Origin of the sequence: Streptomyces sp. NPDC048002, assembly GCF_040653275.1 — a bacterium.
Classification (GTDB): domain Bacteria; phylum Actinomycetota; class Actinomycetes; order Streptomycetales; family Streptomycetaceae; genus Streptomyces.
Genome location: NZ_JBEZNL010000019.1, coordinates 57,652 through 77,956, shown reverse-complemented (window position 1 = coordinate 77,956; position 20,305 = coordinate 57,652). Strand labels below are relative to the sequence as shown.

General features: G+C 71.2%; 21 protein-coding genes and 2 pseudogenes. 15 read left to right on the top strand and 8 right to left on the bottom strand.

The window, feature by feature from the left end; genetic code table 11:
- Positions 1 to 114 precede the first annotated feature (114 nt).
- The gene (locus AB0E07_RS23160; RefSeq protein WP_362255193.1) at positions 115 to 1,020 is read left to right on the top strand and encodes a helix-turn-helix domain-containing protein; all 906 of its coding nucleotides are present in this window, start codon (positions 115 to 117) and stop codon (positions 1,018 to 1,020) included.
- 209 nt (positions 1,021 to 1,229) lie between these two features.
- Positions 1,230 to 1,793, top strand: coding sequence for a DUF4440 domain-containing protein (locus tag AB0E07_RS23155; RefSeq protein ID WP_362255190.1), 564 nt, complete (start codon positions 1,230 to 1,232; stop codon positions 1,791 to 1,793).
- A 79-nt stretch (positions 1,794 to 1,872) separates the two neighbouring features.
- Here the strand turns inward: AB0E07_RS23155 and AB0E07_RS23150 are convergent.
- A pseudogene (locus AB0E07_RS23150) lies at positions 1,873 to 2,198 on the bottom strand (hypothetical protein); the annotation flags it as partial.
- A gap of 48 nt (positions 2,199 to 2,246) precedes the next feature.
- The gene (locus tag AB0E07_RS23145) at positions 2,247 to 3,161 is read right to left on the bottom strand and encodes a LysR family transcriptional regulator (RefSeq protein ID WP_362255187.1); all 915 of its coding nucleotides are present in this window, start codon (positions 3,159 to 3,161) and stop codon (positions 2,247 to 2,249) included.
- 226 nt (positions 3,162 to 3,387) lie between these two features.
- On the opposite strand from AB0E07_RS23145, the gene AB0E07_RS23140 reads away from it, so the two are divergent.
- Complete coding sequence (locus AB0E07_RS23140; RefSeq protein ID WP_362255184.1) at positions 3,388 to 3,954, top strand: dihydrofolate reductase family protein; 567 nt, start codon at positions 3,388 to 3,390, stop codon at positions 3,952 to 3,954.
- 307 nt (positions 3,955 to 4,261) lie between these two features.
- Positions 4,262 to 4,834: a dihydrofolate reductase family protein gene (locus AB0E07_RS23135; RefSeq protein ID WP_362255181.1), complete on the top strand. Its 573-nt coding sequence runs from the start codon at positions 4,262 to 4,264 to the stop codon at positions 4,832 to 4,834.
- Between the two features lie 107 nt (positions 4,835 to 4,941).
- Here AB0E07_RS23135 and AB0E07_RS23130 read toward each other — a convergent pair whose 3' ends face one another.
- Together AB0E07_RS23130 and AB0E07_RS23125 are read right to left on the bottom strand one after the other, a co-directional pair.
- A complete protein-coding gene (locus AB0E07_RS23130) occupies positions 4,942 to 5,808 on the bottom strand; it encodes an alpha/beta hydrolase (RefSeq protein WP_362255178.1) in 867 nt (288 codons plus the stop codon).
- Positions 5,805 to 6,362 carry a quercetin 2,3-dioxygenase gene (locus AB0E07_RS23125; protein WP_362255175.1) on the bottom strand — a complete coding sequence of 186 codons (558 nt, stop codon included), beginning with the start codon at positions 6,360 to 6,362 and terminating at the stop codon, positions 5,805 to 5,807. The genes AB0E07_RS23130 and AB0E07_RS23125 overlap by 4 nt, the downstream gene beginning before the upstream one ends.
- A gap of 104 nt (positions 6,363 to 6,466) precedes the next feature.
- Between AB0E07_RS23125 and AB0E07_RS23120 the strand changes: the two genes are divergently transcribed.
- A complete protein-coding gene (locus AB0E07_RS23120) occupies positions 6,467 to 6,919 on the top strand; it encodes a MarR family transcriptional regulator (RefSeq protein WP_362255172.1) in 453 nt (150 codons plus the stop codon).
- Between the two features lie 145 nt (positions 6,920 to 7,064).
- Here AB0E07_RS23120 and AB0E07_RS23115 read toward each other — a convergent pair whose 3' ends face one another.
- Positions 7,065 to 7,412 (bottom strand): TetR family transcriptional regulator C-terminal domain-containing protein, encoded by a 348-nt coding sequence (locus AB0E07_RS23115; protein WP_362255169.1) that lies wholly within the window; start codon positions 7,410 to 7,412, stop codon positions 7,065 to 7,067.
- 20 nt (positions 7,413 to 7,432) lie between these two features.
- Between AB0E07_RS23115 and AB0E07_RS23110 the strand changes: the two are divergent.
- Positions 7,433 to 7,594, top strand: a pseudogene (locus AB0E07_RS23110) (hypothetical protein); the annotation flags it as partial.
- An 18-nt stretch (positions 7,595 to 7,612) separates the two neighbouring features.
- A complete protein-coding gene (locus AB0E07_RS23105; RefSeq protein WP_362255374.1) occupies positions 7,613 to 7,882 on the top strand; it encodes an alpha-L-rhamnosidase C-terminal domain-containing protein in 270 nt (89 codons plus the stop codon).
- Between the two features lie 101 nt (positions 7,883 to 7,983).
- Here AB0E07_RS23105 and AB0E07_RS23100 read toward each other — a convergent pair whose 3' ends face one another.
- Both AB0E07_RS23100 and AB0E07_RS23095 read right to left on the bottom strand, forming a co-directional pair.
- Entirely contained in the window at positions 7,984 to 8,280 is a 297-nt protein-coding gene (locus AB0E07_RS23100; RefSeq protein WP_362255166.1) for an antibiotic biosynthesis monooxygenase, read from the bottom strand.
- A 60-nt stretch (positions 8,281 to 8,340) separates the two neighbouring features.
- Positions 8,341 to 8,880, bottom strand: a complete 540-nt coding sequence (locus tag AB0E07_RS23095) for a hypothetical protein (protein ID WP_362255163.1) — start codon at positions 8,878 to 8,880, stop codon at positions 8,341 to 8,343.
- Between AB0E07_RS23095 and AB0E07_RS23090 the strand changes: the two genes are divergently transcribed.
- The 5 genes from AB0E07_RS23090 (at position 8,843) to AB0E07_RS23070 (ending at position 15,210) form a co-directional block, all read left to right on the top strand.
- Complete coding sequence (locus AB0E07_RS23090) at positions 8,843 to 9,058, top strand: hypothetical protein (RefSeq protein ID WP_362255160.1); 216 nt, start codon at positions 8,843 to 8,845, stop codon at positions 9,056 to 9,058. The two genes, AB0E07_RS23095 and AB0E07_RS23090, sit on opposite strands and share 38 nt — an antisense overlap.
- 138 nt (positions 9,059 to 9,196) lie before the next feature.
- The gene (locus tag AB0E07_RS23085; protein ID WP_362255158.1) at positions 9,197 to 9,352 is read left to right on the top strand and encodes a DUF6131 family protein; all 156 of its coding nucleotides are present in this window, start codon (positions 9,197 to 9,199) and stop codon (positions 9,350 to 9,352) included.
- A 175-nt stretch (positions 9,353 to 9,527) separates the two neighbouring features.
- The gene (locus AB0E07_RS23080) at positions 9,528 to 10,217 is read left to right on the top strand and encodes a GAF and ANTAR domain-containing protein (protein ID WP_362255372.1); all 690 of its coding nucleotides are present in this window, start codon (positions 9,528 to 9,530) and stop codon (positions 10,215 to 10,217) included.
- Between the two features lie 371 nt (positions 10,218 to 10,588).
- A complete protein-coding gene (locus tag AB0E07_RS23075; RefSeq protein WP_362255155.1) occupies positions 10,589 to 13,435 on the top strand; it encodes a PQQ-dependent sugar dehydrogenase in 2,847 nt (948 codons plus the stop codon).
- Between the two features lie 17 nt (positions 13,436 to 13,452).
- Positions 13,453 to 15,210 (top strand): ThuA domain-containing protein, encoded by a 1,758-nt coding sequence (locus tag AB0E07_RS23070; RefSeq protein WP_362255152.1) that lies wholly within the window; start codon positions 13,453 to 13,455, stop codon positions 15,208 to 15,210.
- A 58-nt stretch (positions 15,211 to 15,268) separates the two neighbouring features.
- Here AB0E07_RS23070 and AB0E07_RS23065 read toward each other — a convergent pair whose 3' ends face one another.
- The gene (locus AB0E07_RS23065) at positions 15,269 to 16,882 is read right to left on the bottom strand and encodes an FAD-binding oxidoreductase (protein WP_362255150.1); all 1,614 of its coding nucleotides are present in this window, start codon (positions 16,880 to 16,882) and stop codon (positions 15,269 to 15,271) included.
- A 66-nt stretch (positions 16,883 to 16,948) separates the two neighbouring features.
- Here AB0E07_RS23065 and AB0E07_RS23060 point away from each other — a divergent pair, with 66 nt between their 5' ends.
- The 3 genes from AB0E07_RS23060 to AB0E07_RS23050 all read left to right on the top strand — a co-directional run bounded on the left by AB0E07_RS23060 (position 16,949) and on the right by AB0E07_RS23050 (position 20,237).
- Positions 16,949 to 17,578 carry a TetR/AcrR family transcriptional regulator gene (locus AB0E07_RS23060; protein ID WP_362255147.1) on the top strand — a complete coding sequence of 210 codons (630 nt, stop codon included), beginning with the start codon at positions 16,949 to 16,951 and terminating at the stop codon, positions 17,576 to 17,578.
- A 156-nt stretch (positions 17,579 to 17,734) separates the two neighbouring features.
- Positions 17,735 to 19,402, top strand: a complete 1,668-nt coding sequence (locus tag AB0E07_RS23055) for an FAD-dependent monooxygenase (protein WP_362255144.1) — start codon at positions 17,735 to 17,737, stop codon at positions 19,400 to 19,402.
- 331 nt (positions 19,403 to 19,733) lie between these two features.
- Positions 19,734 to 20,237 carry a hypothetical protein gene (locus AB0E07_RS23050; protein WP_362255141.1) on the top strand — a complete coding sequence of 168 codons (504 nt, stop codon included), beginning with the start codon at positions 19,734 to 19,736 and terminating at the stop codon, positions 20,235 to 20,237.
- Positions 20,238 to 20,305 lie beyond the last annotated feature (68 nt).

Genomic DNA, 20,305 nt, shown 5'->3' with positions numbered 1-20,305 from the left:
GGCCGGAGGACCCCCAGGCGCTCACTGTGGACTCCCTGTGTCCGTGTTGTGACATGACCACACCCCTCCCCCTGCGCCCGGAGCCGCGGGAGGGATCGGCCGTAGACTTTGGGCATGGTGGAACGGTCCCAGGAATGGGTGACGGCCGTGCCGGTTCCTCCGTTGCGCCCTTTCATCGAGCGCTACTGCGGCTACCGGCTGACCGGGTTCCCTCCGGCGCTGCACCGCGGCCTGCCTTCGCGGTACATGACCTTCATCGTCAGCATCGGCGACGACATCGACGTGGTGGCCCAGACGGATCCGGCGCAGTCTCCGCAGCACTACGGGTGCGTGCTGAGCGGTCTCCAAGTCTCGTCGGCGCTCATCTCCCACCGGGGCGACCAGGAGGGCGTGACCGTGGAGCTGACGCCGCTCGGGAGCCGGGCCCTGTTCGGCCTGCCCGCGGGCGCGCTGTGGAACATGTCCGTCGAGTTCGCCGACGTGGTCGGGCCCGTCGGCCGAGAGCTGTGGGAGCGGCTCCAGGGCACCGCCGGGTGGGAGCGGCGTTTCGCCGTCTGTGACACCGTCCTCGGCCGGCTGGCCGGAGATCGGGAGCCGGTACCCGAGTTGCGCTTCGCGTGGGAGACGGTGGTCGCCTCCAGCGGCGAGGTGTCCGTCGGCGACCTCGCCGAGGAGAGCGGGTGGAGCCGCCAGCACCTCGCCCGCCGCTTCCGCAGCGAGTTCGGTCTGTCACCGAAGGTCGCCGCCCGGGTGGTCCGGTTCGAGCGGGCCCAGCGTATGCTGCGCAGTTCCCCGCCCTTCGTGTCGATCGCCCAGGTCGCGGCAGCGTGCGGGTACTACGACCAGTCCCACCTGACCCGGGACTTCGTCTCACTGGCCGGGTGCACTCCGACCGCGCTGCTCGCGGGGGATGTTCCATCCGTCCAAGACAGCTCCGGTCACGACGCGGGATCGTCGAACCATGAACACCACCGACAAGACCACGACAACCACCCTCTGGCCGTGTCTCACCTACCGTGACGCACGTGCCGCGATCCGATTCCTCACGGAGGCGTTCGGCTTCCGGGAGAGCGCGGTGTACGCCCGCCAGGACGACCCGTCCGTCGTCGAGCACGCGGAGCTGCGTCTGCCGCTGGGCGGCGGCGTGATGCTGGGCGGCGGCGTGATGCTGGGGTCGGCCGCCAAGGACGAGTCCGCCTGGGGGGCAGCGTGCTCCCGGCAACGACGCGGTGTACGTCGTCTGCGACGACCCCGACGCGCTGTTCGAGCGGGCTGTCGCGGCCGGTGCCGAGACCGTGCGCGGGCTGGTCGACGAGGACTACGGGTCGCGCGGCTTCACCGTGCGCGACATCGAGGGAAACCTGTGGAGCTTCGGCACCTACCGGGGCGAGGGTTCGGCGCCGAGGGCCGACCGGGAGACGTTCGCCGCCCTGATCGACGACTGGTGCGCCGCCCTCGTCGCCAACGATGCCGAGGCCATCGCCCGCTTCACCACCTCGGACTGGACGTTCGTCGCCGGCAACGGCATCACACCGGGCTCGACCTTCCTCAAACTGGTCGCCTCCGGTGACCTGACCCACGACACGATGAACCTCGACGTCGAGCGCGTGGTGTCGCTGTCCGACACGACCGTACTGGTGACGACCCACGGCACCAACAGCGGCGCCTACCGGGGCGATCCGTTCAGCGCGGACGAGTGGGCCACCGACGTGTTCGTCTGGGACGGCGAGCGCTGGCGCTGCGCCTTGACGCAACTGACGCCGACCGACGAGGACGGGCCCGCAACGGACTGAATGGCCTCCGCGGGCGACAGCATCGGCAGCCGCCCGCGCAGCACCCGTCCGGCGTTCATACGTGGCTGGCCCAACGGGCTCAGCAGCCGCCGCAGTTGTCATGGGTGACGTCCCAGTGGTTGCCCTCGTCGGCGTGGATGTTGCCCGAGCCGGAGCGCCACTGCGGAGCGCCGTCGCCGCGCAGGCCGAGGTAAGTGAACGTGTTCTTGATGTAGGTGCCGACGCAGGTGTGCTTGGCGAGTCGAGCTTGTAGCCGTTCCAGTGCGAGTACGTGCCGGAGGCATGGCCGGTCTCGGTGCCGCCGGTGATGTTCAGGGCGCAGCCGCTGGCGCGCTTGAGGGTCTGGGCCCCTTGCGCGGTGGCCTGGTTGAGCTGGTCGAAGGACGTGCAGGTGGTGCGGGAAGCATGGTGCCCGCGCTCTATGCGCGTTGACCAGAGGGCGGGCCGAAAGGATCACGGTCCCGGGGCGGACGCGAGTTCCTCGACGACCTCCAGGAAGGGGGGAAGCAGAGGGTTGCGGCCCGCGGTGGGCCACATCAGGCCGTACTCGATGGGCGGGGCGTCGCGGAACGGCACGAAGGTCAACCCCGGCCGGGCGTGGAAGTGTTCGGCGCGTGCGGCGACCGTGCTGACGCCCGTGCCGGAGGCGACGTGCACCAGGACCTCCGGCCAGAAGTTGGTCGCGGGGCCCTGCGGGATCGGGCGGCCGGACGGGGTGCGGCGCGGGAAGTAGCGGTCCATCCAGTAGCGGGGGATGCGTTCGTCGGCGAGGGTGACCAGCACCGCGTCGGCCAGGTCCTCCATCGAGACGGACTCCCTGAACGCGAACGGATGGTCGGCCGGGACCATGAGGGAGCGCGGTTCGGAGAACACCAGCCGCCCGGTGGTGATGTCCGGCTCGGCGATGGGGAATTCGGTCAACTGGACGTCGACGCGCCCCTCGCGCATCCCGCCGAGCGGATCGCAGAGCTGGACCTCGCCGATCTCGAACTCGACCTCGCTCTCCGGGTGCCGCAGGCGGAACACCTCCGCGGCCCGCACCATCAGGTTCCCGCACCACGGCGCGGACCAGCCGACCCGCAGCACGCCCTTGATCGTCACCCCGCGTCCGAAGGCGATGGCCTGTGCGATCCCGAGGCCGATCTGTTCGTACGCGGGCAGCAGGTCCTCCCGGAGCTGCTTGCCCACCTCGGTCAGCGTCACGCTGCGGCTGTTGCGGACGAACAGATCGGCGCCGACCCGGCGTTCCAGCCTCTTGATGGTCTGGCTGATCCGGCTGGTCGTGACATGGAGACGCTCGGCGGTCCGGCCGAAGTGGAGTTCCTCGGCCAGCGTGAGGAACGCCTCCAGCTCCAGTCGTTCCAGCATGCGTCTCCTCGTCGTGTAGCCACGCTCAACGGAGCGTGCTCGCTTCCGGCCTTGTCGGCCGCCTCCCCCGCCCCGATGCTGGGGTGACCGCGCTCGACCGGCGCGAAATCTTCCAACACCTGCCGCGAGCAGGCAACTTGATTCATTCTTTGCCGACCGGCCGCCCCGTTTTCGACCGGTCGACCAGGTCCCCGGGATTCCTCTCCCGCCAAGGAGCCGAACCGTCATGCGCAAAATCATCAACTCGACGTACCTGTCCCTCGACGGGGACATCGAGAAGCTCGACCAGTGGTCCTTCGACTACTGGAGCGACGACCTGGAGCGGTACGCCCACAAGCTCCTCTTCGCCGCCGACGCCCTGCTCATGGGCCGCGAGACCTACGTGAACTTCGAGTCCGCGTGGTCGCGGCGGGCCGGCGCGGACGCCTTCTCCGACCGGATGAACGGCATCGACAAGTACGTCGTCTCCTCGACCCTCACCGGCGGCGACTGGGGCGCCACCACGGTCTTCCCGCGGGACAGGGCAGTTGAGGCCGTCGCCGGGCTCAAGGAGCAGCCGGGCGGCGACATCCTCATGTACGGCTTCGGGCCCGTCGCCAAGTCCCTGCTGGCGCACGGACTGCTGGACGAGATCCACTTCTGGCTGCATCCGGTGATCGCGGGCGGTGGCTCGCTCGCCGCGGACGGCTTCCAGGACCGCCTGAAGCACGTCCGCACCGAGGTCCTCGACACCGGTGTCGTGGTGCTCGTCTACACGCCCGCGGACGCGAAGGGGGCGGCCGCTCCCGAGTGAGCGGGACGTCCTGCACGGCTCCCCTCCGTTCACCAGACCGATCTAACGAGACGATCCGTATCGTCTCGCGGGATCACTATGCCTACGCGTCCTCACCCGCGTCAAACCCATTCCGGTGGCGCGGGGTGTGGAGGGCGGGGTCAACTACCTGTGGCGGAGTCGCGCGGCCGCGCCTCCGAGGCGGCGCGAGAACTTCTTCACGCGAGGCCGATGAGTTTCCGTACGGCCCGCTGTCTGACATGACGTTCGACCGGAGCACGCGACGGCCGAACGACGAGCAAACCGATACGAGTTAGCGAGGAATGACATGCGTACCCTGATCAGCTCCGCCTTCATCTCCCTGGACGGCGTCGTGGAGGCCCCGGGCGGCGAGCCCGGCTACCGGAACTCCGGATGGACCTTCAAGGATGTGGAGTTCCTCCCCGAGGCGTTCGAGATCAAGGACCGGGAGCAGAAGGAGGCGTCCGCGATCCTGCTGGGCCGCACCAGCTACGAGGCGTTCAGCCCCGTGTGGCCGGACATGGAGGACTTCGCCGACTACAAGGTCATGCCGAAGTACGTCGTCTCCACGACGCTCACCGAGGACGACCTCGTCTCGAACTGGGGCGAGATCACGATCCTCCGCTCGCTCGACGAGGTCGCGGCGCTCAAGGAGACCGAGGGCGGCCCGATCATCATGCACGGCAGCGCCACCCTGAACCGGAACCTCTCGGACGCCGGCCTCATCGACCGCTACCACCTGCTCGTCTTCCCGCTGCTGCTGGGCGCGGGCAAGCGGCTGTTCAGCGGGACCGACAAGGACACCCAGAAGCTGAAGCTGGTCGAGTCCGAGGCGTACGCCAACGGGCTGCAGAAGCAGGTCTTCGACGTCGTCCGCTGATCGGCCGGGGCGGGCCGGGAGCGCGGATGGGCCTCACCTCACCCGCCACCGAACCCGGCCCCGCCACGCCCCGGCCCCGGCCCCGGCGGACACCGACACGGACGCGGTCACACCTGCCGCAGGGCCCACTGGAGCGAGTCCCGGAAGATGTCCTCCACCTCGCTGTCGGGCAGCCCGTGCCACACGTGGTCCGCGCCCGGCACCGTCCGCAGTGCGACCTCGGTGCCCGCTTCGGTCAGACGGGCCGCCAGCCGGCGGCTGTGGGAGCAGTCGACCATCGTGTCGTTCTCCCCGTGCACGAGGAGGAACGGCGGAGCGGCGGCGTGGACACCGTGGAGCGGGCTGGCCTGCGCCGCCCTCTCGGGCACGGCAGCGGGGGCGGCGCCCAGGAACAGTGCTTCCGGACTGTCCGTCCGGTCACCGTCGAGGGTGAGGTCGCTGGGCGCGTACCAGACGACGGCACCGCGCACGCCGGGTGTGTCTTCGGCCAGTGCTAGCAGCGCGGCGAGGTGGCCGCCCGCCGACTCACCCCAGACCACCGTGCGGGCGGTGTCGATGCCGAGTTCGCCGGAGCGCTCGGCGATCCAGGCGAGCGCCTCACGCAGGTCGTCCAGGGGTGCGGGGAACACGGCCTCGCCGCTGAGCCGGTAGTCGGCCGAGGCGACGGCGAACCCGGCCGCCGCGATGCGGGCGAACGGGCCGGGACGCCAGTGGCGCATGCGGTAACCCATGTCCTCACGGCGCCCCCTGCGCCAGGCGCCACCGTGGACGAACAGGACCAGCGGCAGAGGCCGCGTGACCGCGTCCTCGGGGAGCCACAGGTCCAGTTCCAGGGGGCGGACGCCGGGCCGTTCGGCGTAGGGCACACCGCGCAGGAGCCGCACGCCGGGGCCGGCGGGGGCGGCCGGTGGCAGCGGAGCCCGATCGGGCGGGGGCGCGGCGATGAGGGTCCGCAGATCCACCGGGGCGGTCACGAGGTCCGCCACTGGTGGCCCGGCAGGAACCTCACGTCGTGCTCGGTGGGCACGGTGGCGAACTTCTGCGGTTCGGGGACGAAGGGACGCTCGGGCAGGCCGAACGCCTCGACGGGCGTGCCGAGCTTTTCGAAGAACCGCTCGAAGGTGCCGCCGGGGCCGGCGGCGACGCCGACGATGCGGCTGCCGTGGCGCTCGATGCGGTAGGCGTGCGGGCAGTTCTTGGGCACGAAGCCGAAGTCACCGCTGGTGAGCAGCTTCTCGTACTGCTCCCCGGCCGTGTCCTCGACGAAGAGGCGCACTGCGCCGTCCGTCACGAAGAACACCTCGTGGGTGTCGGCGTGCATATGGGCCGGGATCGTGTCGCCCTTGGGGCCCTCGCAGGTGAAGAAGTTGAAGGAGTTCTCGGTCTGCTCGCCGCCCGCGTACACGGTGAACAGGTCGGTGAAGAGGTGCGCGCGGTCACCCATGCCCTTCTCGATGAAGTACGGCTTGCCCGGCTCGGGAGGGATCCGGGAAGCACGGCGGTAGCGGGTGGCGTACTCGATGGTCATGGTTTCTCCTGCGGCGGCTCCGGGGAATGTCAGGCAGCCTGACATAATTCTCGCGGGCAGGGCAAGACCTATGCTCGTTCTCGCCTTCGAGAGGTGAGGAGCACATGGACGCCGGACGCAGAAATCTGCCGCAGCTACTGGGTGAGGCCCGCCGGTGGTTCGAGGAGGGGCTGCTGGCCGCGCTGGAGGCGGGGCGGACCGAGCCGGTGTCGATGACACAGCTCCAGCTCTTCGCGGTGCTCGACGAGGACGGCACGACCGTCTCCGAGCTGGCCCGGCGCATGGGCGTGACCCGGCAGACGGCACATCAGGCGGCGCACGGCCTGGTGGCGGCCGGACTGCTGGAACAGGCACCCCACCCCGGTTCGGCCCGCCAGAAGCTCATCCGGCGGACGGCGGCCGGACGCAGGGCGCACGAGGAGGCGACGGCGCTGCTCGACGACCTGGAGCGCCGGCTGGCGGCACGCATCGGACAGGCGAGCGTGCTCGCGCTGCGGGAGATCCTGGCGAAGCCCTGGGGGTCACCGACGGACGACGCCGAGGGCCCAGGGCTGTAACCCACGGGCCGTCGCCGAGGCAGAAGCCGGAGGCCCAGGGCATCAGAGACCCCGCGAATCCGCCGGCGCGGCAGAAGCCGGAGGCCCGGGGCTCAGCGACCCCGCGAGGCCGCCGACCCCTCGGCCCCCGAAACCCCTCCCCGCCTCACAGTCCCCGCCCGTCGGGCGTGACGGTCCGCGCGATGCGATCGGCGTGCAGCCGCACGGCGCCGACCAGGTCCAGCGCCCCCTGCGAGATCACCCACTGGAGCTGCAGCCCGTCGCTGACGGCGATGCACTCACGGGCGACGGCCACGCAGTCGATGTCCGCACGCAGGGTCCCCCCGTCCACGCCGAACCGCAGGAGGCGGGCCAGTTCGTCGACGGCGCGCTGATAGCGCTCGGCGAACAGGGCGTGGGCGGCGCCGGTGGGGTCGGCGGCCTCGGCGGAGGTGAGGACGAACAGCTCGATCAGGCCGGGCTCGGCGAGATGGCGCTCGGTGGCGGTCACCATGGCCTGCCCGCAGCACGTCCGTCGCCCACGCCTTGCTGACCCAGGACACCTCACCGTCCTGGCTCTCGATGATCGACCGAGGGGCGACAACGATCTGGGAGGACTGGGACGGCGTCGACGGGGACGGACACCCCAAGATGTCCTACAACCACTACAGCAAGGGCGCCGTCGTCTCGTTCCTCCACCAGTACGTCGCCGGCATCCGGCTGCCGCGGAACCCCGACGCGGCGTCCGCCGGCTACCGGAGGTTCGTCATCGCCCCCCGCCCCGGCGGGGGCCTGACCTCGGCGGCGGCCCGCCACGACTGCCTGCACGGCACCATCCGCTCGGAGTGGCGGCGGCACGGCGACCACCTCACTCTGACCGTGGAGATCCCCCCGGGCACCGAGGCGGAGATCCAGGTACCCGGCGGTGAACCCACCGTCGCGGGCCCGGGAGTCCACACCTACACCGGGCGCGCAGCGGGGTGAGGGGTGAGCTCCCGCCCCGGCTCGGGGGGACCACGGGACGGGAGCTCACCCCCTACTTCCACTCCCGTGGCGGTACCGGATGCGCGGCACCCGCGGTCGCTTCAGTTCAGCGGGGCGAGGGTGAAGTGCCGCACCCGAAGGGGAGCGAGGAGGTACTCGTCCTCGCCGGGCAGGACCACGGGCTGATCGCGCCATCCTTCGCCCGCGTAGGCGACGAGGTCTTCCTCGGCGCGCCAGCGGCTGACGTAGAGCAGCGAGTGCGGTGGCGCGACCAGCACCTCGTGGTCCAGCAGCCCCTGGTGGCGCTCCGGGAACTCACGGACCGCCGTGACGATCATGTCGTGGAACTCCTGGAACCGCTCCGGGCGCACCCGTGCCTCACTCACTCTGACGATCACGGGCCTCAGCCTGTCAGCCGCGCGCCGCCCGCACCACCCTCGATCGGCCACCGAACCGTGTCACCCGGGCCGCGAGGCGTCCGGTGCGGTGATGGCCGGGGCCGTCCAGCCGGCCAGGACGCGGAGCGCCTCGGCGGTTTCGGAGCCGGGTTCCACGTTGTAGACGCACAGGGTCTGTTCCGGGTCGCCGGGGACCTGGAAGGACTCGTAGGCGAAGTGCATGTCCGCGACGAGGGGATGGCGGTAGTGCTTGTCGCCGTGGGTGCGGCGCAGGACTCTGTGGTCGTTCCACCAGGTGGTGAACTCCGGGCATTTGACGGCGAGTTCGCCCACCAGGTCGGCGAGCCGGCGGTCGTCGGGGTAGCGGCCCGCTTCGAAGCGCAGGACGGCGACCGTCTCCGCGGCGATCCGCTCCCAGTCGATCACGCGTTCCCGGGCGTCGGGGTCGAGCAGTTGGTAGCGGGCGAGGTTGCGGCGGGTGGCGGGCAGCGCGTCGAAGTCGGTGAGGACGGCGCGGGCGAGCCGGTTGGAGGCCAGCACATCGGTGCGTCGGCCGAGGGGGGTGCGGGTCTCGGCGCTGGAGCCCGGGATCGTCGGCACCGAGCTCCAGCACCACGTCACGGACCAGGGCGCGCTGGACTGGCTGGCGGGCTCCCGGGAGTCGATGGAGTGGCTCACCGCGCGGGACGTCGCGGAGACGGTGGGCTTCATCGCCGCGCTGCCGCCCCGGGTGAACCTTCAGCAGGTCACCATCATGCCGACCGGTCAGGCCGGCTGAGGGGCGGTCGCGGCCGGCGGGGTCCGCAGCCCGCCCGCAAGCAGCCCGGGGCGGGCCCACCGCCGGCGGCACCGCGTGTTTGAACCGGGCCGATTCGGATCACTGCGGTATCGGCACCACTTCACGTAGGAGGCGGCCATGCTGCTCATCGGCATCATCCTGCTCGTCATCGGCTTCATCACCGGCGTATCGATCCTGTGGACGATCGGGCTCATCCTGGCCGTCATCGGCGCCGTCCTGTGGATCATGGGCTCCATGGGGCACGCGGTCGCGGGCCGCCGTCACTATTGGTGATCGCCGGCACGGCAGTCACGACGTGGCGTCCCCGGGTCGGACCTGCTCCGACCCGGGGAACCGCGGGTGAGGACACGGGCGGGCAACCGCGCCCGGAACCGCCTCGATCCTGCGAAGCTTGCGCCACGGCCCGGGGACGCGGGCCGGGCGGGCCGAGCAGGAGGTGGCAGGGGCGATGGACTGGGCGCACTTCGCACAGCAGATGGCTTCGATGGCGCGGGACCTGCTGTCGCAAAGGTCGCTCTCCGACACGCTGGAGCGGATCACCGCCTCCGCGGTCGAGCTGGTGGAGGGCTGCGAGGCGGCCGGCATCCTGGTGCTCCACGGCGACAGCATCCAGACCCTGGCACCGACCGAGCAGTTGGTCGTGGCCAGCGACCGCTTGCAGGAACGGCTGGGTGAGGGCCCCTGTTTCGACGTCGCCCAGTCCGAGACCGACGAACGCGTGTTCCGCATCCGCGACTTCACCCAGGACCAGCCCCGCTGGCCCTCCTACGCCCCGCAGGCACGCGAGCTGGGCGTGGGCAGCATGATGGGTTTCCTGCTGTACACCGAGGACGAGGAACTCGGCGCCCTGAACGTCTACTCGTCCCGCCCCGGGGCGTTCACCGAGACCAGCGAACTCGCCGGCTGGCTGCTCGCCTCCCATGCCGCCGTCGCCTTCTCCAGTGCCCGCTCGCACGCCCAGATGGAACAGGCCCTGTCCACCCGCCACACCATCGGCGAGGCCATGGGCATCCTCATGGGCAGCCACAACCTCACCGAGGAGCAGGCGTTCGACGTCCTGCGCCGGTACTCGCAGACCAACAACGTCAAGCTCCGCGAGGTCGCGCGGCGCGTCTGCGAGCAGGGCGGACCGCCCTGACGACTCTGCTCGGCTCCCCGGGCACATGGGCAGAACCGAGGGAGCCTGGCCGGGCCGGCCCCCTGGGGACACGCCGCCGAACCCGGCCTGACCTCCAAGTCCCCCACTCGGCGCATTCGAAGCACGCTCGGCGCCACCCATTCCGCCCGTCACCGACTTTGTCCTGATCATGGAAGAAGCCGAGAGTTCCGGCGCGAAAGGGGTTACGCGCCGGAACCAAGGCCGCTAACTTCCTTGAAATGAACCGGTCATGTGCATGAAGCCCGGTTCGTTCGACGTTCGTTCCACGGCGCGACGGCGCGCGCCGGTTCTCCCCGCGGCGGGACAGGTCCTTGTCCCGCCGTCACATCCCCACACCTCGGGAGACGTCTGTGCGCACAGGACTGCTCAGACCCGGCCTCATCCGCTCGCTGACCCTGGCACTGGTGTGTGCCGTCGGCTGCCTCACTCCGGGTGCGGCGTCGGCCGCACCGCCCGATCCGGCCGACGGCGCCGACGCGGCGGCCGTGGAGTTCCAGCAGATCACGCTCGCCAAGGGCGTGGCCGAGACGGGCGAGCCCATGACCCTCGCCGTACTGCCCAACCGTTCGGTCCTGCATACCTCCCGCGACGGCACCGTCCGGCTCACCGACGCGGACGGCGACACCTCCGTGGCGGGCAGGCTCGACGTGTACAGCCACGACGAGGAGGGCCTGCAAGGCATCGCGGTGGACCCGGCCTTCACCTCCAACCGCTTCGTCTATCTCTACTACGCACCGAAACTCGACACCCCGGCCGGTGACGCCCCCTCCGACGGGACGGCCTCCGCCTTCGCGCCGTTCGACGGCGTCAACCGGCTGTCCCGGTTCGTGCTCAGGACCGACGGCACGCTGGACACCGCGAGCGAGCGGAAGATCCTCGACGTTCCGGCCTCCCGCGGCATCTGCTGCCATGTCGGCGGTGACATCGACTTCGACGCGGCGGGCAACCTCTATCTGTCGACCGGCGACGACACCAACCCGTTCGCCTCGGACGGCTACACCCCGATCGACGAACGGGCCTCCCGTAACCCGGCCTACGACGCCCAGCGTTCCGCGGGCAACACCAACGACCTGCGCGGCAAGGTACTGCGCATCAAGGTCAACGCGGACGGTACGTACGCGATCCCGAGCGGCAACCTCTTCGCGCCGGGCACCGCGAGGACGCGGCCGGAGATCTACGCGATGGGCTTCCGCAACCCCTTCCGGATGAGCGTCGACAGGGCCACCGGCATCGTCTACCTGGGCGACTACGGCCCCGACGCCGGAACCGCGCAGGCCGCCCGGGGACCCGAGGGCCAGGTCGAGTTCAACCGGATCACGCAGGCGGGCAACTACGGCTGGCCGTACTGCACCGGCGGCAACGACGCGTACACGGACTACGACTTCGCCGCGGGCACCTCGGGCGCCAGGTTCGACTGCGCGGCGCCGAGGAACACCTCACCGCGCAACACCGGCCTGACCGACCTGCCCCCGGCGCGGCCGGCCTGGATCCCCTACAACGGCGGCTCCGTACCGGAGTTCGGCGGAGGATCCGAGTCACCGATGGGCGGCCCGGTCTACCGCTACGACGCCGCCTCCACCTCCGAGGTCAAGTTCCCGCAGGAGTACGACGGCGACTTCTTCGCCGGGGAGTTCGGGCGCCGCTGGATCAAGCGGATCGAGGCCGGCGCGGACGGCACGGTGCAGTCCGTCAACCCCGTCCCCTGGAGCGGCACCCAGGTGATGGACATGGCCTTCGGGCCGGACGGCGCCCTGTACGTACTGGACTACGGCACCGGCTACTTCAACGGCGACGAGAACTCCGCCCTGTACCGCATCGAGCACGTCACCGACGGCCTCGCCCCGGTCGCGCAGGCCAAGGCGAACGTCACCTCCGGCACGTCGCCCCTCGCGGTGTCCTTCTCCTCGGCCGGCAGCTCGGACCCGGACGGCGGGGCGCTCTCCCACGCCTGGACCTTCGGCGACGGCGGGACCTCGACCGCGGCGAACCCCTCGCACACCTACACGGCCAACGGCCAGTACACGGCCACGCTGAAGGTCACCGACCCGACCGGCAAGTCCGCGACCGCGTCCGTGCGGATCACCGTCGGCAACACCGCTCCGAGCGTGCGGATCGACCTGCCCGACGACGGCCGCATCTACGACTTCGGGGCGGCGATCCCGTTCCGGGTGACGGTCACCGACCCGGAGGACGGCACGATCGACTGCTCGAAGGTGAAGGTCTCGTTCATCGTCGGTCACGACAGCCACGGCCACCCGCAGACCTCGGCCACCGGCTGCGCCGGCACCCTCCAGACCCTGGCCGACGGCGAGCACGACCCCAACGCCAACATCTTCGGTGTCATCGACGCCGAGTACACGGACAAGGGAGCGAACGACCAGCCCGCGCTGACCACGCACGACCAGCATGTCGCCCAGCCCTCCCACCGGCAGGCCGAGCACTACGGCGACTCCGCCGGAGTCCAGGTGGTCAGCCACGCCCCGGCACACGGCGGCAGGACCGTCGGTCACATCGAGAACGGCGACTGGATCTCCTTCTCGCCGTACGCCCTCGACAACACCACGCAGTTCACCGCCCGGGTGTCCTCCGCGGGCGCGGGCGGCACCATCGAGGTACGGGCCGGGTCCACGACCGGCGCCCTGCTCGGCACCGCGACCGTGCCGGTGACCGGCGGCTGGGAGACCTTCCAGGACGTGACGGCCGCCCTGGCCAACCAGCCCGCCGGCTCGACGCGGCTCTACCTCGTCTTCAAGGGCGGGGCGGGCTCGCTGTTCGACGTCGACGAGTTCTCCTTCACCACGTCCGGCGGCACGACGCGTTCGGGTGCGGTGAAGGGCGTCAACGGCAAGTGCCTCGACGTCGACGGCGGCAACACTGCCGACGGCACCAAGGCGCAGATCTGGACCTGCAACAACAGCACCGCCCAGAACTGGACCCTCCACCCCGACAACACCGTCCGAGCCCTCGGCAAATGCCTCGACGTCTCCGGCGGCGCCACCACCGACGGCACCAGAATCCAGCTCTGGACCTGCAACAACACCGGCGCCCAGAAATGGACACCCCAACCCGACGGCACCCTCCGCAACCCCCAGTCCGCCAAATGCCTCGACGCATCCGGCGGCACCTGGAACGACGGCACCCCCGTCCACCTCTGGACCTGCCACACCGGCCCCAACCAGAAATGGACCCTTCCGTAGAGAGGAGGCGACTCGACATGCGTAGGCGACTCAATGCCCTGCTCGGCCTGGTCACCGGGCTCGTGCTCTGCCTGACTCCCCAGGCGGCCGGGGCGATGCCCGACGCGGGGAACGCCGTGTCCGGCTCCGCCCCGCAGGCCGTGGCGGCCGACCCGGCGTACAAGGTTCTGGTGTTCTCCCGCACCGCGGGCTTCCGGCACTCCTCGATCGACGACGGCATCGCGGCCCTGCGGTCCCTCGGCGCGGAGAACAACTTCACGGTGGACGCCTCGGAGGACCCGCAGGTCTTCACCACCGGCAATCTCGCCCAGTACCGCTCGGTCGTCTTCCTGTCCACCACCGGGGACGTGCTCGGCGACACGCAGCAGACCGCGTTCGAGCAGTACATCAAGGGCGGCGGCGGGTACGTCGGCATCCACGCGGCGGCCGACACCGAGTACGGCTGGCCCTTCTACGAGGGCCTGGCGGGCGCCCTGTTCCACTCCCACCCGGCCATCCAGTCCGCGACCGTCAGGGTCGAGGACCGGGCGCACGACGCCACCGCCCATCTCGGCACCACCTGGCAGCGCACCGACGAGTGGTACAACTACCGCACCAATCCCCGGACCACCGCACGGGTGCTGGCCTCCTTGGACGAGTCCAGCTACTCCGGCGGGAACATGTCCGGCGACCACCCGATCGCCTGGTGCAAGGACTACCAGGGCGGCCGGGCCTTCTACACGGGCGGCGGCCACACCGACGAGTCGTACGGTGAACCCGCCTTCCGCCGCCATCTGCTGGGCGGAATCCGCTGGGCCTCCGGCATGACGGAGGCGGACTGCCGGCCCGAGACCGGCTACACCTCGCTGTTCGACGGCTCGTCCACCGCCGGCTGGCGCCAGGCGGGGCCCGGCGGCTTCACCCTCGCCGACGGAAGCCTCACCTCCCACGGCGGACTGGGCATGCTCTGGTACGCGGCGAAGGAGTTCACCGGCGACTACTCCCTCAAGCTCGACTGGCGGGCCGCCGGTGACGACAACTCAGGCGTCTTCCTCGGCTTCCCCGCCTCCGACGACCCGTGGTCGGCGGTGAACAACGGCTACGAGATCCAGATCGACGCCACCGACGCGGCGGACCGCACTACGGGATCCGTGTACGGGTTCAAGTCCGCCGACCTCGCGGCCCGGGACGCGGCGCTGAATCCGCCGGGCGAGTGGAACACGTACGAACTGCGGGTCACCGGGGAACGGCTGGAGATCTTCCTCAACGGCCGCAGGATCAACGACTTCACCAACACCGACCCCGCCCGGAGTCTCCGGCAGGGCCACATCGGTATCCAGAACCACGGGGACGGGGACGAGGTCGCGTTCCGCGACATCCGGATCGACGAGGCGGGCGGCACACCGCCCGGTCCGCGTTCGGGTGCGGTGAAGGGCGTCAACGGCAAGTGCCTCGACGTCGACGGCGGCAACACTGCCGACGGCACCAAGGCGCAGATCTGGACCTGCAACAACAGCACCGCCCAGAACTGGACCCTCCACCCCGACAACACCGTCCGAGCCCTCGGCAAATGCCTCGACGTCTCCGGCGGCGCCACCACCGACGGCACCAGAATCCAGCTCTGGACCTGCAACAACACCGGCGCCCAGAAATGGACACCCCAACCCGACGGCACCCTCCGCAACCCCCAGTCCGCCAAATGCCTCGACGCATCCGGCGGCACCTGGAACGACGGCACCCCCGTCCACCTCTGGACCTGCCACACCGGCCCCAACCAGAAATGGACCCTTCCGTAGAGAGGGGAGCCCCTCGTGAGAGCGGCCCGGTCCCGGTGTCCTCGCCGGGGCCGGGCCGTCAGCGTGCGGGGTCGACGACCGCGCCGGGGTTGAGGATTCCCTCGGGGTCGAGGACCTTCTTGCCGGCCCGCAGTGCGGCGGCGAAGAGGTCGGGGCGCTGCCGGTCGTACCAGGGCCGGTGGTCGCGGCCGACCGCGTGGTGGTGGGTGATCGTGCCGCCGCCCGCGATCAGTGCCTCGGAGACGGCCTGCTTGATCTCGTCCCACTGCTCCACCGTGCCGCCCCAGCGGCCCGCGGCGTAGACGCCGAAGTACGGTGCGGGGCCGTCCGGGTAGACGTGGGTGAAGCGGCAGGTGACCACTCCGGTGGCGCCCACCTGGCGCATCGCGTCCTGGGCGGCGGCGTCGACGGCCGCGCGCAGTGCGGCGAACCGGTCCCAGGTGCAGGCCGTCTCGAAGGTCTCCACGATCATGCCCTGGGCGGCGAGCGCGTCCCGCTGGTAGGGCATGCGCAGGAAGGAGGAGCGCCAGGTGTCGGCGGCCTCGGTGCGCGCGCCCGCGGACGCGGCCGACGTATCGGTGCGGCGAGGCGGCTCGGTCAGGCTGCCGCCGTGGTCGCGGCAGAGTTCCAGGGCACGGTCCAGCCACGCGTCGACGGGGTGGTCCGCCGATTCGAAGCCGAGGACCAGGACGGCGGTCGGCGAGCCGGCGTTGAGGAACGCCTCCACGGGGTCCAGGAGGCGGCAGTTGGCGGGGTTCAGGCCGGACTGGGCCAGCGCGCGCACCGCCTCGACGCCCGCTTCGTGGTCGGTGAAGGCGACCGAGGCGCCGGTCCGCCACCGGGGCCGGTCCTGGAGGCGGACCCAGGCCCGGGTGATGACGCCGAGCGAGCCCTCGGAGCCGAGGAACATCCGGTCGGGGGACGGCCCGGCGCCGGAGGCCGGGAGGCGGCGGGTCTCCACGAGGCCGGCCGGTGTGACGACACGCAGTGATGCGGTGAGGTCGTCGATGTGGGTGAGGTGGGTGGCGAAGTGCCCGCCCGCGCGGGTGGCCAGCCAGCCGCCGAGGGTGGAGAACTCGAAGGACTGGGGGAAGAAGCGCAGGGTGTGGCCCTGGGGCCGCAGTTGCCGCTCCAGGTGCGGGCCGAGTGCTCCGGCCTCGATGAGCGCGGCCCGGCTGGTGGTGTCGACTTCGAGGACCCGGTCCATGGAGGTGAGGTCGAGGCTGACCACGCCGGCGTAGTCGTCCCCGACCCGGGGTTCGACGCCGCCCACGACCGAGGTACCGCCGCCGAAGGGGATCACGGCGACCCCTGCCTCGCCGCACCACTCCAGGACCTGGACGACGTGTTCCTCCGTGGTGGGACGCACGACGAGGTCCGGTACGTGGGGCAACCGCCCCAGCAGGGCCCGTACGACGTCGCGGAACGCCTGCCCGTGGCTGTGCGCGAGCCGGTCCCGTATGTCCTCGGAGGCGAGTGCGGCCAGCGCGGGCGGCGCCTGGATCCGACTGGGGCGGACTCCGAAGGACTCGACGGGCGGCGGCTCGTGGGCGGTCAGGTCGGCGTCCGGCAGCAACTCCGCCGCGCGGCGGGTCAGTTCGGCGCGCTCGCGGCCCGTCACCGCGTCCTCGACGTTCCCCCATCCCCACCACGACCGAGTCCTGCCGTCCACGTCCGCACCACCGATCTGAACGCTGGGTAAATTACCGGGCGGTCACTTTCGCATAGGATGGAGCGCATGAGCAAGCAGGTTGACGCCCCGCGCACGGTGGGCACCAAGGGCATGCCCCGCAAGGACCGGGAGCTGCTGATCCTGGACGCCGCCGCCGAGGAGTTCGGCCGCCGGGGCCACGCGGGCGGCTCGACGCGGGACGTGGCGGCCCGGGCGGGCATCTCCAAGCCGATGATCTACGAGTACTTCGGCTCCAAGGACGGCCTGTACCTGGCCTGTCTCGACCGCGCGGGCACCCGCCTGGTCACCGCCGTCGAGGCCGCGCAGGACGGTCCGGCCGACCTCACGCGCGCCGCGCGCACCCTGCGGGCGGTCTTCGTGGCACTGGAGTCACGCGTGCACGACTGGGAGCTGGTCTACGACCCCACGCTGCCGCCCGGCACCGCACTGCACACGGCGGCCTCGGTCCACCGTCGCCGCCTCAACCGGCTCGGCGCTGCGGGTGTCGCCGAGTACCTCGGCGGTTCGGCCGCCACCGAGCCCTTGGACGCCGACCTCACCACCCATCTCTGGTACGGCGCCGTCAGCGCCGCGGTGGCCTGGTGGCGCCACCACCCGGAACAGAGCGCCGCCCAGATGAACGCTCGCTTCGAACGCGTCCTCGCCGCCCTCGGCCAGTCGGAGCACGGCACCTGACCCCGGGTCGCACGCCGCGGGCCACTGCCCGCCGACTCGGCGAACCATGCGCGTTAAGCGGGTGAAGCTTGGGCCCCCGCCCGTGGCTCGGGGCATGGATGAAGCCCCCGGCCGTTCCCGGCCGAGTCGGCGGACACCACGCGCTGGAGGCGAGCGATGACCCAAAGAGCCGACCAAACCGACCCCACGACCCTACGGGTCCCGGTCCTGATCGTCGGCGGTTCCCTCGTCGGCCTCTCGACCTCACTGTTCCTCGGACGGCTGGGGGTGCCCCACGTCCTGGTGGAGCGCCACGCCGGCACGTCCATCCACCCCCGCGGACGGGGGAACAACGTCCGCACGATGGAACTGTTCCGCACGGCGGGAGTCGAGCAGGGCATCCGGGAGGCGGCCGAGACACTGGCCGCCAACCACGGCATCCTGCAAACGCCCACGCTGGTCGGAGACGCGGGCGAGTGGCTGTTCAAGGAGATCGACGCGGGCGGCGGACTGGCCCGGTTCAGCCCCAGCTCCTGGTGCCTGTGCAGCCAGAACGACCTGGAGCCGGTGCTGCTCGACCACGCCCGGCAGCTCGGCGGCGACCTGCGGTACAACACCGAGATGCTGTCCTTCGACAGCGACCCCTCGGGTGTCACCGCGGTGGTCAAGAGCCGTGAGACGGGTGAGCACACCACCATCCGCGCGGACTACCTGGTGGCAGCCGACGGCCCCCGCAGTCCCGTCCGCGAGCAGCTCGGCATCGCCCAGAGCGGCCCGGGCGACCTGTTCAGCAACGTGAGCATCACCTTCCGCTCCCGGCGCCTCGCCGATGTCGTGGGCGACCGCCGGTTCATCGTCTGCTACCTGACCGATCCCGGCGCCGACGGCGCCCTGCTGCCGGTCGACAACCAGGAGAACTGGGTCTTCCACGCCCCTTGGCACCCCGAACACGGCGAGACGCTGGAGGAGTTCACCGACGAGCGGTGCGTGGAGCACATCCGCCGCGCGATCGGCGTCGCCGACCTCGACGTGGAGATCACCGGCCGGGCGCCCTGGCACGCGGCCCAGCGGGTCGCCCGCGGCTACCGCGCGGGGCGGGTCTTCCTGGCCGGCGACTCGGCCCACGAGATGTCACCCACCGGCGCCTTCGGCTCCAACACCGGTATCCAGGACGCGCACAACCTCGCCTGGAAGCTGGCCGCGGTCCTGGGCGGCTGGGCCGGTGAGGGGCTGCTGGACACCTACGACGCGGAGCGCCGCCCGGTGGCCGAGGCGACCAGCGCCCGTGCGGCCGCCCGCTCCGTGGAGCACAGCCATCCCGGTTTCGCCCCGCCGCCCGGCGCGGGCGGTGGCGGTGCCGGCGGGCCGCAGCGCGGCATCCTGAACGTGGCACTCGGCTACCGGTACACCGAGGGCGCCGTTCTCGGCACCGACCCCGCCGGCCCGGTCGTCCCCGAGCGGGTCGACCTCTCCGGCGAACCCGGCAGCAGGGCCCCCCACTTGGCGGTGCGCCACCGGGGTGAACGGATCTCCACGCTGGACCTCTACGAGCGGTCGTTCGTGCTGCTCAGCGGCGCCGACGACCCGAACGGCTGGCACGGGGCCGCACTCCGCCTCGGCGAGGCGATGTCCGTCCCGCTGGAGTCGTACCGGTTCGGCCGGGACGCCGACGCCGAACTGGTCCCCGAGGGCGACGCGGACTGGGCCGCGGCCCATGGCACGACCCCCGACGGCGCGGTCCTCGTCCGGCCCGACGGGTTCGTGGCGTGCCGGTCGGCCGGGCCGGTCGCGGACGCCGAGTCGGCCCTCCGCGCCGCGCTGGAGACGCTGCTCGCACGGCACTGACCGAACGACCCGCAGCCGGCCGATCCCCGCGGAGGGGGTCGGCCGGCTCTGTTGTGGGCCCGCACCCCCTCCGCCGTCCGTGTCACCCGACGGAGCGTCATCGGACGGCCCATCAGGGTGCGCTCACCTGTCGTCAAAACCGCCTGAAAATAGGCGTGTTGAGCGGGTCGACACATTGGAGGCGACGGCTCGGAGCGGCCGGCCGGTTCACCCGTGTGACCTTCTTGAGTGGTGGGCTCGCGCTGGCTGCCTGACGGTGGATCACGTCAAGGGCCGGTCCTATCAGCTGACGAAGCGCCGGCTGCCGGCCCCACGACGGAAGGAACATCAGATGCACTCTGCTCGTATGCTCCTGGCCACCGCGGCGGCTTCGACCGTCCTCGTCCTCAGCGCGCCCGGCGCCTGGGCGGCCGACGGCGAGTGGGACGGCGACAAGAGCTCGTCCCACAGCAAGGAAGCGGAGAAGGAGCACAAGGACTGGGGCAAGGACCACAAGGAGTGGGACAAGGACCACGAGTCCCCCCGTGGCGGCATGCACACCGGCGGCGGCGCGCTGACCGCGGTGGACGCCGACCCCAAGTTCGACCCCGAGACGTACAAGGACAAGGAGGGCACCAAGGAGGAGAGCAAGGAGTGGAGCAAGGAGGACAGCGGCTCCTGGAGCGGTAAGGAAGACGGCGGCTGGAAGCACGAGAAGCCCAGCGGCGGCATGCACACCGGTGGCGGTGGGCTCGCCACGCCGTCCGTGACCGCCGGCGGCCTCGCCGTCCTCGCGGTCGCCGGTGCCGGTCTGTACACGGTCCGCCGCAAGAAGGCCGTCGGAAGCGTGGCCTGACCATGCCGGCCGCGATAGCCGACAGGGCCGTCACGCTTGCCCCGCGTGACGGCCCTCGCCGTTTCCCC